The following is a 14,874-nucleotide window of genomic DNA, read 5'->3' as shown; positions in this document are numbered from 1 at the left end:
TGCCAGCCCCTGTCGGGAGGTCCATACTCGGCTGGTCACGCAGGAACCTGCGATGTGGATTTCCGATGAACTCGCGGCTCTGGTCAGCCGGGCCGAGGCCGCCAGCGCGACCGCCCGCCGGCTGCTCCACGAGAACGACCGTTGGCACCGCAGCGTCGACTATATGTTCGAACTCGGGGCAGAGTTCACGAGACCGGCCATCAGCCACCTTCCGCTACCCGGTCGCAACCTGCTGTTGAAGATAAGCGATGCGTTGCGCGATTAGGACGCGGTGGCACTCCCACTCGATCAGGGTGTGCTTGAGCAGGCCGACCAGCCGCTCCGCCTGGCGCGTGTCGTAACCAGCGGCCTGAAGTTCGCGAACGCGGTCTTCCTGGTCACGGATGCGCTGCCATCCCTCCTCGATATCCTGGTCGGCTTTTACCAGAAGACGCTGCTCGACATCGAGCTGCCGGCATTGTTCGGCGAGGGAGATGGCCATGGCAAAGCCCTCAAGCCTCCCGCTTGCGGGCCGGAGGATCGAGGGACTGTAGCACGACGCGCCGGATCATATCGGCATATTCGCGATATTCGGCTGCCCTGGTCTCGTACATCTCGACGACCGCAGGCCGGCCGCTTCGCCTTCCGTCGGTGGCCATGCGCTGCACCAGCTCCGCCCGCTCCTCGATAATGCGCAGCGCAACCCGCAAAGCCTCGTCGACGTGCCCCTCCTGCTCCTTGGCCAGCGCATCGGCAGTGAAGCCATGGCCGACCTGGCAACGGAAGCGCATCGGGCGCGGCTCCTTGACCTCGGACAGGACTCCGCCGCAGGCCGGGCAGGTCAGCGCAACGGGATTGGCAACCGAGAGCAGCTTGTCACTGCCGATCCGGTCCGCGGCCGCAATCTCGACCTCGAGCCGGATCTCGGGCGGGATCGGAAGGACGGCTCCGGCCTGCTCCCGGACGAGTTCGGACAGGACGTCACCCATGGTCGCGCCGGGAACACAGAGATCGACGGTGGTCGCCTCCATCGCGCGCCGCGGCATCTCGTCGGAAATGGCGTCCAGGGGATCCTGCACCACGGTCATCCCCCCGCAGCGCTTGATCGCATTGAGGCCTGCCGCGCCGTCGGACAACAGGCCGCTCAGAAGCACTCCGATCACGCGCGGGCCGTGATAGAGGGCGGCAGAGCGGAACAGGGCATCGATCGCCGGCCGGACCATGTTCTCGCGCGGACCGCGCCCGAGAAACACCTGATTTCTGGAGAGCAGCAGATGATGATCCGGCGCCGCCAGGTAGACCCGGCCGGGCTCGATCCTCATGCCGTCTTCGGCCTGCCGGACCGGAAGCGGTCCTGCGCTGCTGGCGACTGTCGAGAGGATGCCGAGGCCCTGCGCCGGGAGGTGCAGGACGATGAAGACGGCGGCGGGCAGATCCGGCGGCAGGCGGCCCAGGATATGCTTCAGCGGCGCGGTCGCGCCTGCCGAGCCACCTATGACGATGATGTCGCGGTTGCTCATGGAACCCACCTTTGTTTGCCTCGTTTGTACCAAGGCGGGTCCCCGCCTCACGTTCCTATGGACGGGCTGGAGGCACCATGGCGGTATCGCCTAGGTCGTCGCGTCTACTGGCGCCGCTCAGCGGGCGTCGCATCTTCGTTGTCGAGGACGAATATTTTCTCGCCGACGACATCAGCAGGACATTTCGCGCGCTCGGCGCAGACGTCGCGGGCCCGGTGGGAGATCTCGAGGACGCGCTCAGGATCCTGCACGACGGCAGCATTCTGGATGCCGCCGTGCTCGACGTGAACATCCGCAACGAAATGATCTTTCCGATTGCCCGCGAACTGAAGGCGCGGAACGTGCACTTCATGTTCACGACCGGATTCGACAGGATCACAATCAGTCCGGAATTCCAGGACGTGCCGCTCCTGGAAAAACCGATCGATCTTCCGGCCATGGCGCATCGGCTGGCCGCGCTCATCGCCGAACCGCAGAGTTGATAGCGGGGCGACGATCATAACAAATGCGCAAAAGCCAGCCAGACGGTCACCGCCAGGCACAGAAGCACAGCAGCATAAGGCAGCGCGACGCGCAAATCAGGAATTCTCCCGGCCGTCAGCTGATCATCATCCAGACGATTGCCGCCAACATCACGACGAAACCCGTGATTGCCGTTGCGACAAAGGCCTGCTCGACGCGATCCATCGCCATCACAGCCCCCTTTTTCTTCAGCCGGGCCAGTCTGACGGCTCGGGGAGCTTTGCGCATTAGGCTATGTGAATCGGCGTCATCCTTTGTCGGTCCGCGGGATGAGCCGGGCTCATCTTGAACGAATGCCGCCGGGCCGCCAGCTTTCGTCATGCCGAAATACAAGAAACCCCCGGCAGTTTCCTGCCGAGGGTCCTTGGAGGTCAGGTCGTTAGACCGTACTTACCAGTTGCGCTGAGCGCGGAGCAGCATGCTGACCGTGCTCTGGTCCTTCAGCTCGTACACGGCACCCGGCTTGGCCACAACAAACGCAGGGCCAGCGGCGAGCGTGCTGATCGAGCCCGCGAACTTCTGGTCGAGCATGGTGTAAGCCACGTCCGCCGAGAAGGTCAGGTTCTTCACCGGCGTCCAGCGGGTGATCAGACCGACCGTACCGATGTTGAAGTCCGGGTTGCAAGAGGTGATACCCGCAGTGGCGGCACCCAACGTAGCGAGTTGGCCGCAAATGAGAGCCGCACCACCGTTGCCGTACTTCAGCTGAGCGTACGAACCGTAGATTGCCGTGTTCCAGTACGCGTCCCAGTTATGGGTGTAGGCGCCACGGAAGCCCCAGCTCGTAACCGTGCTGATGCCAGTTCCGTTGGCGAACACACCATCGGCAGCGCCGGCAAGGCCAATGCTCTGATAGGCGCCAGCCAGGTTGGTACCGCCGAACATCGCATAGTTCTGCGAAGCCAAGCTCTGGAAGTTGTATCGGGTCGCACCGTCAGTGTAGACCGCCTGGACGTTGATCACGTCGCCCGCGCCAGTCGGAATGTTCTTGATGGACAAAGCCGCTTGCACAGCCCAGCCCCACTTGTCGCCCGGATGACCGGCCGCTTCAGTCCCGACAAGACCAGGGGTCGCGTAGTACGCGACATGGTTGTTATGCGCCGCTGCCGACAACTGGAACAGACCCCAGGCCTGGTCGATGCGGACCATACCTTGGATGTCAGGAGCCCGCGTGCCGCCGAAGGCATTGATGCCGTAGCCGCCGGTACCAAAATTCGCGACCGAGAAGCCGGCGCTGGTGTTGTACAGGTTGCTCTGGTAGTAGGCCGTCGGATCGACCGCCGAGATCGCGGCAGTGATGCCCTGGCCGAAGTCGGCAGTATAGGTGAACTGGTTGACACCAGTGACCGTGCCGCCGCCGCCAGTCAAACCGTCGAAGTTGTTACCCGGATAGTTGGTCCAGGGGGCGTCGAACTGGGCAACCGCCTTACCCATCGTGAAGCCAGCGAACTGGATGAAAGCGTAGTACACGCCAAGCGTACCGCCGGCGATTGCGCCTGCGTTGGCATTGTTCGGTGCGCCCACGCCCGTGGCGCCGAGCTGCGAGTAAACGGTGGAGCCGTTGCCGGTGCCGTTGCCCGTGTAGTTATCCGTCGTCCAGGACATGACCACATCAGCAAAGGTACGAACCACGCCGTACTCGGTCGCGGTGCGGGTGTCGATGTTGAGGTCTGAACGGGCGCGAGTGACGTAGTAGTTCGTCAGGCGGTTCGAAGAACCGTTAACGCTGCTGAAGTTACCGTTGAAGTCGGTCGCGTTGATCGCGACTTCAGCACGCAGGTAACCACCCAGCTTGATGCAGGTGTCAGTGCCGGGGATGTAGTAGAAACCCGCACCATAGAGCGAGCAGATCTTCACGTATTCGACCGCCTTGGCCTTTACGGGAAGATCAGCCGCTTGTGCTCCGCCGACGGCAAGCAGAGCTGCCGCAGAACCGAGCAAAAGGCCCTTGAACTTCATGTTTAAACCTCCAAGTGAAGCCTCGGTACAAAACTTCGTACAAAGGCGTTTGAGCTACCCGCGAAAAGACGTTGCTAATCAACGCATCCTCGTAACGATGGTCTACTTAAGCGAACCACCTAGAACGGGACGACCTCGGGATGCCCCCCTCCGTCGCGCAGTGATAGAAACCGAAGAGTGCCGATCAATCAATGGAAGACCGGCCGGATTCACCTCTCCGCAGAGCGTTTTCGGCCAATTGTTGCACAAATATCACGCGCCCGTGAGAGTATGGGGCACCCATAAAGCACTGTAATTACTTGTTTTTTTGCGAAGAACCAAGCAGCGCGACCGAAGACTGGGCGCCGGGCCTCACCATCGACCCGTCAACAGGCATGTGTGGGAACAAAGTCACAGAATCGATTCCACGACGCGGCAAAGCCCGTAAGATTCCCGGTTGGTGCCGGCGAGAATCGCCGAATCTTTGGCAGGCTTTGATCAAGCGGCGCTCCACACCGCCAAAATATTGAGCAGCCTTCCGACCGGAACATGGGCAACTGGAAGTGGAGTGTCTCAGCGGCCCGGCCACAAAGGACGGCCCAGCTGACTGCGACATGTTCGGCAGAGGCCCCTGCTGATGAACATCGCGCGCACGGTCGCGTTGCCTGACGCCGGGATCATTCGGTGAATGCGGCTTCTCGCGGCAACGCCAGAACAACTCTGGTTCCGTCGCCAGGCGAGCTTTCGAGCGACATCCTTCCTCCCAACCGATTCACGACAATGTGGTGAGCGATATGCAGACCGAGGCCCGTCGCGCCAAGGTGCCGCCGCGTTGTGAAGAATGGATCGAACGCCTGCCGCTTCACGTCTGGCGTCATGCCAATGCCGTGGTCAACGATCGATACTTGGATCTCGCCCGCCAGCGCGCGCACGGAAACGTCGACGGATCCGGTCCGATCATTCGGATAGGCGTGCGTCATCGCATTTGTCACGAGGCTGCTCAAAGCCTGCGCGAACTCAACGGGATAGCCGTCCATCGTCACGCCGGGCTCGCAGTGAAGGTGAAGCGCTATGCCTCGCGTCCCGAACTCCGCATCCAGATGCGCGATGGCAAGTCTGGTGAGTTCGGTCACATCGAACCTGCGACGATCCGCCGGCCCGGATGCGCTCGCCGCCTGCTTGAAATCATGGACACGATCGGCAGTGCGACTGAGATTTGAAACCAGTTGCGCCGACGCGCTCTGGACGAGTTCGATGAACTCCTTCATCGCGGAACGTCTCACCGTACCGCGCGCGACCTCGCCAGCGAACAATTCGGCTTTGCGCTGTAGCGTCGAGGCGACCGTAAGTCCGACGCCCACCGGGTTGTTGATCTCGTGCGCGACGCCCGCAACCATGCGCCCGAGCGCCGCAAGCTTCTCGGCCTGAATAAGCGACTCCTGCATCTCCCGCAGTTGGCGAAGCGCTATCTCGGCCGCATCCCGCGCCCGCCGGATCTCTTGCTCGGCGCGTTTTCGTTCGGTGATCTCTTCGGCGGCGACATTGACCGCAACGATCTCACCGGAGGGCGCTCGCAGCGGATGCCAGTAGGTTTCCCACAATCGTTGCTCGACCTGATCGGGACGCTGGCCGGCGACCTCGATGCCGACAACTGGCTCGCCAGTTGCCATGATCGAGCCGACAATCTGCTCCACGGCATCGGCGAGCGCCGGCACGCAATCTCTCACGAAGCGGCCGAGATGGCCCTCGACCGAGATGCCGCATATTTCCGTCAGCCGTTGATTGATCTGCAGATAACGGCAATCCGGGGAGAGACACGCAAGACCGATGGGGGCTGTGTCATAGATGAGCTTGAGCGCAGGTTGCTGCGGGAACAGCACCAGGTCCAGAGCGTGCGCTGCTTTGGGAGTACTTGCCAACCTCACCTCGTCGCAACGTCTTGATGCAAGCCTACCGGCTAATTTCAACCCCTTCAAGAAAACAAGCAGAGATCTTCGTAAACACCACGCTCGAGTTCGGACCGTCTTCGGAATGCCTGAGGTTTCACGCCTGCATTGCCCTTGGTCATCCGAACCCGGCGCCGGCCCTCGATCCGGTTCGCGGGTTAGCTCTACTTGGTGATCAAGTGCCTGGTCGGCGTGACCGTCGATGCCGGTGCGGCATTCGAGATCGAGGACGTCAGCCACGCATTCCAGCCTTCCGGGCGGTTCTCTGCCGTAACTCCTTGTAGCCCTTCAAGTTGAGACAGCCTTGGTTGTCACCGATCGCTGTGGACACGATGCTTCATGACGCACGCAGCGCACCATGCCGGCCCAGTTCCATTCGACGGCAAACTGCCTTAAATTAGCAGGAGAACTGCAAGTCTAACGCACAGGGGGAGCGCGTTGGAGTTCTTTTCCCATTTACCCATACTAACGTCCTTTGCACTGACGCTGATGCTCACCCTGGTGCTTCCAAACCTCATGGAACGCCTGCATCTTCCGCGCCCGGTCGGATACATCCTGGCGGGCGTGCTTCTCGGCCCCAATGTGCTCGCCATCCTCAATCCCGACGGCAAGGTCGTCAGCTTCTTTTCCGAGCTCGGCAAGCTCCTGCTGATGTTCTTCGCAGGCTTCGAGGTCAACATCGCCCAGTTTCAGCGCGCGCGAAACAAGGCGATGACATTCGGGGTTCTCACCTTCGCCTGCCCTTTCATCTTCGCAATCGGACTTGCAGCCGCGATGGGCTACTCCGGCAACGCATGCGCGGTGATCGGCTCCATCCTCGCTTCCCACACCCTGCTCGGACTGCCGATCGTCAAGGACCGGGGACTGATGAACCTGGAGGCGACCGTCGTGACGGTTGGCGCGACGCTTCTGACCGACATGCTGTCGATCTTCGTGCTGGCGATCTGCGTGCCCATTCACGTCCGGGGCTTCGAGCCCGTCGGCGTGTTGAAGACGATCACCTGGCTTGCAATCTACGTCCCTGGGATCGTGATCGGACTAAGCTGGCTGGTGGAGCGTCTGCTTCGCGTCTTTGGGACCAGCCGGGTATCCAGCGCGTTGATCATGTTGTTGGTGATGGCTGCATCCGCCCAGGCGGCGGAATGGATCGGCATGGAGGGCATCATCGGCGCCTTCCTGGCAGGAGTCAGCCTGAAACGGGCGTTCGGAGAGTTCCGCAGCGACGACGCGCTCGAGATCATGAGCCACGCCCTGTTCATCCCTGTCTTTTTCATCACTGCGGGTTTTCTGGTCGACTTCAAGATCTTCTTCGGCACGTTGAGCCATCAGCCCCTGCTCGTTCTCGGCGTGCTGGCCGCACTGTTCGGCGGGAAGTGGCTCGCGGCGGAGGCCGCGGGCCGCTTGTTCGGATACGGCCGCCAGGATCGGGATCTGATGTTTTCACTGACCGTCCCTCAGGTGGCGGCAACGCTGGCCGTTGCTCTCGTGGCGTACTCGACCATGAACGCGGCCAAGGAGAGGCTGATCGATCAGGCCATGCTGAACGCCACCGTCGTCCTCGTCATCGTGTCGTCTCTGGTTGGCCTGATCCTGACCCAGCGCGCCGCTCGACCGGTCAAGCAGGAGCCTGCTCGGGCGGCCACCGAAGGTGCCGTCCTCGCCGACGCTCCGCCAAAGGCCGAATAGCGGCGAGCTCACGCGGCTATTTCATCGCACGATACCTCGCCGAGAAGTTCGTAGACTCTCGTTTCGGCCGCCATTCCCTTCGCAACGACCGCATCCACGTATCGGAAATGGAAGCTTTCCTTGACACGTGTGTAGACACTCTCGCTGACGAGGATCTGGGTGTCATATTGCTTGTTGAGGCCTTCCAGACGGGCGGCGAGGTTCACGACGTTTCCAAGCGCGGTGTAATTCATACGCTCCGAAGAGCCGAGGTTTCCGACCACGGCTTCGCCGACGTGAATCCCAAAGCGCGTGAAGAACGGCGGCAGTCCTTCGGCTTCGAACTGGCGGTTGATGGCTTCATTCGCCTTCTTCGCGCGCAAGGCGGCCCGACAGGCGCGCTGGCAGTGATCGGCCTGCGGGTTGGGCGCGTTCCAGAAGGCCATCACGGCGTCGCCGATGAACTTGTCGACCGTGCCACCTTCGAGCATGATGACTTCCGTCAGCGCCGCGAAATAGCGGGACGTCTGCTGCATCAGAACGTCGGGATCGGCATTTTCGGCGATCGTCGTGAAGCCTCTCACGTCGGTGAACAGCGCCGTGATTTCCTGGCGCGCACCGCCAAGATCGGTCGAAATCGAATTATCGAGCACGCCCCTAACGATCGCGCGTGGCGCAAGCCTCGAGAACAGCCAAATCGCCCTTTGCGATTTGTGAATTGTTCGCGCCAGAATATCCAGCTCCGTGATCACGGAGCCGATCGCCTGCCGGGGCGGCGGCGCCATCGTCTGCAACCGCGCAGCCTCGCCCGTGATATCGCGAATCGTTGTCGACATGCGCGTTCCGAATATCCAGGCTGCCGGAATGAACAAAAGGCAAGCCAGCAGCGCAATCATTCGCGCTTTTCGATCGAGCTCCCGGATGCTGGCGGCAAATTCGTCTTCGGGCGCAATCAGAAGCACGCTCGCGGCCAGGTTCGGCCCGAGAGCGATGGTTTCGAGACGCGCGAAGTACTCCCGGCCGTCCTTCCAGGTTAGCTTGTGCCTGTATGGGCTGCTCTTGTCCCAATCCGCAATGATGCGACCTTCGACCGTGTCGCGAAGGTCAATGGTGCTGGGAAGTCGCGGACCTGCCGCGTCCACGGACGTCTGTGCGAACAACGCCGCGTAATTGGGATGCACGATCAACGTGCCCTGGTCGTCGAAAATCAACAGGTAGCCGTTCTTGCCGAATTTCATGATCGGCGCTGCCCTGCTGTAATTGTCGAGCTTGAGGTCCAATCCGACCACACCGTGCGCCTTCCCGTCGAACGGCACACTGAAGGTCAACATGGGTACGCCGAGGTTGAACGAGAGATAAGGCGCAGACGTGATCAAATGGCCCGCCTTGCGCGCGTTTGTATACCAGTTGCGCTCGCGCGCATCGTAGCCGCGTGGCGGGATCTCAATCTGTCCGACGCGGTTGCCGTCCTTGTCCAGGAATATGCGGCTCGTCGGCAGTTCCTCGCCGCCAGCCCATTGTGTGATTGTCGTAGCGTAGACCGCGTCGGCCGGACCGCCGACGCGCTCGCGCTGGACCCCTTTCAACCCGTCCAATCGCTGCACCTGAAGCCAATAGCCGTTGTCATAGCCGACATAGATGCTGTCCAGCGCCGGCCATTGCGCCAGATTTCCCCTGATGAGGCCGGCCGTCGGGCTCGCGTCGCCGGGATCGGATGAATTCATGATGGCCGGGGTGAAGGCCAGCGAGCGAGACATGCGCGAGAGCATTTCGACCTGGAGCTGAAGCGAAGAGACCGTGCTGCGGCTCGTCGCATCCATGGTCGAGGTCGCGGCATCCTCGGTGACGAGATCGAGCGTCAGAACCTGCACGACAATCAGCAGCGCGGCCAAAAGGCCGATCATGAACATGACGCAGGCCGTCAGGGTAAGGCGAAAACTCATCGACCACCCAACCGTTTACCGCTCGAGAGCATTGCACGCGCTCCGTCAACGCCGCCGGAGCGGCAGATAACACTCGAATGACACGTCGCTTGTCTTGCCTCCATGAGTGCACGATGCAGCCAGACTCTCATGTCTCGCTGCATCGACCATTATCAGTGCCTCACCAATCACTTCTCGTTCTTGAACAGCACGTCGATGGCCTGGATGACCTTGAGTTCAGGGTGCGCCTTGCAATAGACGATCACCTGATGCTCACCCGACTTCGCTCGCGTGACATGAGCAAAATGCTTCTGCGCCAGGCCATTGTACCAGCCGCTGTACCATGCAGCGAGATAATCGGCGTCTTCCTGATAGGTGTTGGCGAGTTGCGCGCAGGTCAAAGCCTGAACATCGATGAACCCTTTCGAGTCCATATAGGTCGAGAGCGGGACCTGAGCCTGGGCAGACGCAATCGAGATAGCGAGCGCGCCAAGGCCGGGCCCGGTCCGGCCAGCGAATGATTTTAGTCTCATGGTTCGTCTCCTTCTCTTGATTGAGTTCGTCGCATCAAAGCGCAGCGCAGTATTATTTCTGCGATGGATCGGCGGTCGCGCTCGCCGGACCTGGCGCGCGGAGGGTTTCGTAGGAGATGTAGTGTTTGTAGATCTTGCCGTCGTACTGGACCGTCTCCTGCCCGACGATCGCGGCCGCGCCATTCTCGACGTTGCCGAACCAGATGGTGGAGTCGAAGCCGTGCTTGCTGGCGTAGTCGCGGAAGCGCTTGAGGTTGCCGGGTCCTGCATTGTAAGCCGCCAGCGCCATGAACACGCGCTCGCGCGGATCGGCCACGGACGCATCGACATAGGTGTCCGCGAGGTAGCGCAGGTACTTCGAGCCGGCGTGGATGTTGGTATCGGCGCTCGCCGCGACGCCGGTGATCCCGATCGGCTTCTCCTTCGCGGTGCTGGGCTTGATCTGCATGATGCCCGTTGCGCCGGAGGCATTGTGGCAGGCCTGGTCGAGCTCGGACTCCTGATAGCCCTGAGCTGCGAGCAGCACGGGATCGATCGAGTACTGCACGCCGTACTTCTGGAACGAGGCGCGCAACGCCTTGAACTTCTCTGCCTCGTTGTGCGCGAGGGCGTTCCTCAGCGGCTTCGCCGTCTTGAAATAGCGTGCACGTAGGTCGTTGCCGAACTCGGTCCCGATCTTGTGGGTGCTGACGAATTCTGCCAACTCCTTCTTCAATCCCGGACTGTCCTTGCGAATCGCCCAGGCGATGTCGCCGCCTTCGTTGATCGCAATATCGTCGCGCACCGTCAGCCCGTTCAGGAGGCCCGCCCATGCCTGCGCCTTGAAGCGGTCGACCACGGCCCAGGGCAACAGGCCGGCGCTCACCATCTCCAGCAAGTCCTCGTCCTCGAGGTTCTTGTCGGCCGGCTGGACGACGACAGGCTCCAGCCCCTTGGCCTTGCGGTCCGCGTTGAGCGCAGCCAAATGCTCGAAATAGCTGCTCGATTGCCGGACCTGGATCATCTTTCCACCGAGATCGTTCAGCGAGCCAACGCTCGGCGCGGCAGAGCCTGTCACGAGCACCTCGCGAACGCCGGAGGCCCAGGGATCGGCGAAGTCGACCAGCTTGCTCCGTTCCGGCGTGACCGTGAGCAGGCCGGCGGCGATGTCACCCTTGCCTGCGATGAGGTCGCTCAGCAGCCGGTCGCGCGGCGTCGGGACAAAGCCGACATAGAACCTTTGCTTCTTGTTGCCATACCGCCTGTTCAGCCAGTTCTCGAACTCCGCCCCCAATTCGGCATCGAAACCGAGTTGCTCGCCCTTGTCGATGAAGAAGGAGGTCCTGTCGGTTGGCACGAGAATACGCACCATCCTGCGCTTCTGCATTCCGTCGAAGTCGCCCTGCCAGGCTTTCAGCGCAGGCAGCGCGAGGACCTTGGGATCGGCCTCGGCTGAACAATTTGCGAACAGGAACACCCCGAGCGCGAGCAGATGCCGCGCCGCCAGGCTAGGAAGGTTCAAATCGTTTGAATATGCGAACATCGTCATTACCCAATTGGTGCTCGGTCTAGAATTGAAAGAGTTGGTCGTCAGTGTCGCGAGCGTCGCTTAGCTTGTTTCTCTCCGCTGTCATGACGTGAAGAACAGATAGTTCAGCCAACTGTTGGCGCGCAGCACCGCCATCCTGATCACACCGGCAATCTGTACATTGCCACTGAACACGGCCGCGCTTCCCTGCGTGCCTGCCGGCAGTCTCAGGTCATCGGCATCGTCGAGCTTGATGCGGACGGCAAACCGCGCGTTGTGCGGGGCATCGATCCCCGGGAACAGGCCGGTCGCAGTGAGCTGGCCCTCGGAGGCGAGATCGATCGTCGTCAGCACCTTGCCGGGAAATACCCGCCCCGGGTACATCGGGAAGACCACTTCGGCGTAGGCGCCCGGCTTGATCGCGAGATACGGCCCCTGCATGAACGTCGCGACCACGATGCCGAGATTGCCTTCGTCACGGTTACACACGAATGGCATGACCGACGCCGCGGCGCTGACGACCGTCCCGGGCAGGAGCTGCAGGTTCGTCACATAGCCGTCGCAAGGCGCGCGGACGGTGGCTTCGTCGAGGTTGTACTTTGCCTGGTCGAGCTGCTGCCGTGCCTGCGCGACGGTGGTGTTCTCATCTCCGATGTTTGATTCGTAAGCCAGGCGCGCCTTCGTTTCCACCGCCTTTGCCCCAGTGACCGCCTCTTGAGCGGACTCGAGGTTACGCTGATATTTGTCGAGAGCGGCCTGGGCGATGTCGCCCTTGGTGAACAGCACGTTCTGGCGATCGAAGTCGGCCTGGGCCAGACTCAACTGCGCTCCGGCGCGTTGAACGCCTGCCGACGCCTGGTCCAGCGCAGCCTTCAACTGCGGGACCGACTGGGTTGCGGCCGCGACCGCCGCCTCCAGGCGACTGACCTCGAATTGGAAGGGGCGCGGATCGATCGTGAACAGTACGTCGCCTTTCGACAGAGGAGTATTGGCTTGCGCGACGACGGTCTGAACCCGGCCCGGGACGGTGATGTGCGGCGTGATCTGCACGACCCGCTGGAACACGCGCGCGTCCGTCGAGGACGGGTGATCATTGTTCATCGACAGGATGATGTAGAAGGCGAAGAGCGGCCCGACCGCGGCCAGAACGATTGCGATCGGCAATGTCAGGGGAAAGAGCCTGAGCTTCGCGAAGACGAGCCAGATCAGCGCCGCGTAACCTCCGAAGATGGCCGGCATCATGGCTTGACGCCTCCACTGCCCGAGCCTGCGATCCTGCCTTCGAGCGCTGCGATTTGCGCATTCAACGCGGCGATCTCGGCCTCGATCGTGCCGTCTGAGGCGCTTCCCGATGCCGGAGCAGGCGCACTCTCTGCCTTGAGTTGGCGATAGAGGTAGATCACGACGACCGAGCTTGCGATGGCCCAGAGCATGTCAGCCCCCTGCCCGGGTCTGCTGCGGCAGCCGGCCTTCAAGCGCCGCGAGCCGGCGCCGGGCTTCCTGAAGCTGGGCGATCAGTGCCCCGTCGCCAGCTCCCTTCGCCGCGCCGCCCGTCAATGGCTTGTTCGGGACGAGGTAGGCCCAGATCAGCGCCAGCGGCCACAGCACCAATGTAAGGATGCCCATCCAGCCGCAGATCGCGATGGCATCGGCCTGCGGGTGGTTGCGTGCTCGCGCGATCGCTCCGGGAAGGCCTCCAAGGCGGTAAATCACATAAGCCAGCACGACCGGCATGATGCAGAACACAATCAGCGTCAGCCAGTGCAGAAATGGCCCGAACGCCTGAAGCTTGAATTCCATTGCGTCCTCGCGGCGTCAAGCCACCACTTCGAAATCCGGAAGCTTGAACGTCTTGTTGTTCAAGGCTTCAGTCGGCCCATAACACCGCATCGCCGGCAACGGCCGCTTGCCCGCCGTCGGTATCCAGTTCGATTCCAGCCCGTCCGGCGCTTTCGGACCGGTGTAGATGGTCACGCCGCCGTCAGCGTTCTTCTTCATCTTGTCGAGATCGTAGGACGACAGCGTGGTGCGGTTGGAGTTGCTGTAGATGAAGGAACAGGTTGCGCGATCGTAAACGGTCAGCGCCCAGAACTGCCTGACCGGCATCTCCTTCGGCACGTCGATCTTGTAGGTCTTGCCGGCTTCCAGCAGCTTTCCGTTCTTGTCCGCCACGGCCATGAAGTATTGCGTGCCCGGATTGTCCGTCAGCACCTTCGGCATGTAAGTACACCAGAAATATTCGGCCGCACGCTCTATGAGATCGATGCGGTCATCATAGGTGAAAGTGAAGGTCCGGTTGTCATCCGTCTGCAGCAGCGACGCGTAATGCCGATCGGGCCAATAGAGCTTGTTGGCGGGGAAATTGTCGTACCAGGACTGCAGATAGAACCAGGCATCGATCGCAGCCTGCCGCATCGCACGCTTGGCCGTGTCGTCCGGCGTCATCGGCTTGCCCTTTTCGATGCCGAGCGACTTGATCATGCCCATCATGACCTTGTCGTGCTCTCGCACCGGCTCGACGCTCATGATCGCATGCATGTCCTCGAAATGCCGCTCGTCGTAGAACGGCAGCGTCGGGTAGCGCATGTTTATGGGATCGACGAATTTCTGCTGGGGCGGATTGGTCGCCTCGGAGAGATAATACATCCGCAACCGCTTCGAATATTGATAGGCATCGGCCGCGGACTTGCCGGGCGCCGGAACAGAGCGGAACGCGAACGCAATGCGGTAGTTGGGCGACGGCACGTGTATGTAGCCGGCCGGGACCGTGCCTTTGAAATCGGGCGCCGTGAACAACAGCTTGCCGCCCTCGCCCTTGTCGAGACCCGTGGGACCGACGTCGGCGATGGTGAACTGCCAAGCGTCGACGACCTGGCCATAGAGGCTGCCATCGGGTCCAGCCGCCGGAAGCTCGAGCACAACCGGTTCCTTGCGGAGGTCCGTGAAAGCCGTGATGTAAGGCGTGGTGCTGTTCGCCGTGATCGCTTCGACCTTCGGCGTCGCCGGTGCCGAGTAGGCGATGATGTCGTTGTCCTTCATGCCGAGATCGTTGAAAGCCGCGCGACGGAAGGAATAGATCGCGATCGCCGGCATGTTCCACAGCACGGCTTCGAAGGCGCGCTGGTGCTTGATCTGGTAGTCGAAGTCCTTGATCGAGCAGGTCGAGCCCTGCGGCGGCTGACCGCCGAGCGGCTCTTGTCCGTCCTGAGCTGATGCTTGTGCGATCAACCCGAGATCGAGGTGCGCTGCTGCGACGGCGGATGCAAACGCACCCGCCGCGGTAGGCACGAAGAATTCCCGACGATTCATGCTCTTGCCCTTTTAGCTTTCCCTGGCCGATCG

General features: G+C 61.6%; 14 protein-coding genes. 2 read left to right on the top strand and 12 right to left on the bottom strand.

The genetic code is table 11. The annotated features are described in order from the left end of the window. Positions 1-214: 214 nt before the first annotated feature. Positions 215-481 carry a hypothetical protein gene (locus JQ627_RS18415; protein WP_212485560.1) on the bottom strand — a complete coding sequence of 89 codons (267 nt, stop codon included), beginning with the start codon at positions 479-481 and terminating at the stop codon, positions 215-217. A gap of 10 nt (positions 482-491) precedes the next feature. Next, positions 492-1,499, bottom strand: coding sequence for a chemotaxis protein CheB (locus JQ627_RS18410; RefSeq protein WP_212485559.1), 1,008 nt, complete (start codon positions 1,497-1,499; stop codon positions 492-494). A 77-nt stretch (positions 1,500-1,576) separates the two neighbouring features. On the opposite strand from JQ627_RS18410, the gene JQ627_RS18405 reads away from it, so the two are divergent. Next, positions 1,577-1,981 carry a response regulator gene (locus JQ627_RS18405; protein ID WP_212485558.1) on the top strand — a complete coding sequence of 135 codons (405 nt, stop codon included), beginning with the start codon at positions 1,577-1,579 and terminating at the stop codon, positions 1,979-1,981. 115 nt (positions 1,982-2,096) lie between these two features. On the opposite strand, the gene JQ627_RS18400 is transcribed toward JQ627_RS18405, so the two are convergent. The 3 genes from JQ627_RS18400 to JQ627_RS18390 form a co-directional block, all read right to left on the bottom strand. Next, the gene (locus tag JQ627_RS18400; RefSeq protein WP_212485557.1) at positions 2,097-2,354 is read right to left on the bottom strand and encodes a hypothetical protein; all 258 of its coding nucleotides are present in this window, start codon (positions 2,352-2,354) and stop codon (positions 2,097-2,099) included. Between the two features lie 57 nt (positions 2,355-2,411). Continuing rightward, positions 2,412-3,980, bottom strand: coding sequence for a porin (locus JQ627_RS18395; protein WP_212485556.1), 1,569 nt, complete (start codon positions 3,978-3,980; stop codon positions 2,412-2,414). 656 nt (positions 3,981-4,636) lie between these two features. Next, a complete protein-coding gene (locus JQ627_RS18390; RefSeq protein WP_249143160.1) occupies positions 4,637-5,878 on the bottom strand; it encodes a sensor histidine kinase in 1,242 nt (413 codons plus the stop codon). 516 nt (positions 5,879-6,394) lie between these two features. Between JQ627_RS18390 and JQ627_RS18385 the strand changes: the two genes are divergently transcribed. Continuing rightward, positions 6,395-7,591, top strand: a complete 1,197-nt coding sequence (locus JQ627_RS18385) for a cation:proton antiporter (RefSeq protein ID WP_283817116.1) — start codon at positions 6,395-6,397, stop codon at positions 7,589-7,591. A gap of 8 nt (positions 7,592-7,599) precedes the next feature. On the opposite strand, the gene JQ627_RS18380 is transcribed toward JQ627_RS18385, so the two are convergent. The 7 genes from JQ627_RS18380 to JQ627_RS18350 all read right to left on the bottom strand — a co-directional run bounded on the left by JQ627_RS18380 (position 7,600) and on the right by JQ627_RS18350 (position 14,841). Further along, positions 7,600-9,513, bottom strand: a complete 1,914-nt coding sequence (locus tag JQ627_RS18380; protein WP_212485554.1) for an adenylate/guanylate cyclase domain-containing protein — start codon at positions 9,511-9,513, stop codon at positions 7,600-7,602. 167 nt (positions 9,514-9,680) lie between these two features. Further along, a complete protein-coding gene (locus JQ627_RS18375; protein WP_212485553.1) occupies positions 9,681-10,025 on the bottom strand; it encodes an HdeA/HdeB family chaperone in 345 nt (114 codons plus the stop codon). Between the two features lie 52 nt (positions 10,026-10,077). Then, the gene (locus JQ627_RS18370; protein WP_212485552.1) at positions 10,078-11,547 is read right to left on the bottom strand and encodes a lytic transglycosylase F; all 1,470 of its coding nucleotides are present in this window, start codon (positions 11,545-11,547) and stop codon (positions 10,078-10,080) included. Between the two features lie 87 nt (positions 11,548-11,634). Further along, on the bottom strand, positions 11,635-12,774 hold the full coding sequence (locus JQ627_RS18365) for an HlyD family secretion protein (RefSeq protein WP_212485551.1): 1,140 nt from the start codon (positions 12,772-12,774) through the stop codon (positions 11,635-11,637). Further along, complete coding sequence (locus tag JQ627_RS18360) at positions 12,771-12,965, bottom strand: hypothetical protein (protein ID WP_212485550.1); 195 nt, start codon at positions 12,963-12,965, stop codon at positions 12,771-12,773. Before JQ627_RS18360 ends, JQ627_RS18365 begins: the two co-directional genes overlap by 4 nt. Before the next feature lies 1 nt (position 12,966). After that, the gene (locus JQ627_RS18355) at positions 12,967-13,332 is read right to left on the bottom strand and encodes a DUF3302 domain-containing protein (RefSeq protein WP_212485549.1); all 366 of its coding nucleotides are present in this window, start codon (positions 13,330-13,332) and stop codon (positions 12,967-12,969) included. A gap of 15 nt (positions 13,333-13,347) precedes the next feature. Beyond that, complete coding sequence (locus JQ627_RS18350; RefSeq protein WP_212485548.1) at positions 13,348-14,841, bottom strand: DUF1254 domain-containing protein; 1,494 nt, start codon at positions 14,839-14,841, stop codon at positions 13,348-13,350. Positions 14,842-14,874: the final 33 nt, after the last annotated feature.

It is taken from the genome of Bradyrhizobium liaoningense (genome assembly GCF_018130785.1).
Lineage (GTDB): Bacteria > Pseudomonadota > Alphaproteobacteria > Rhizobiales > Xanthobacteraceae > Bradyrhizobium > Bradyrhizobium liaoningense_A.
The sequence above is the reverse complement of the archived record's forward strand: the minus strand, read 5'-3'. Positions and strand labels throughout refer to the sequence as shown.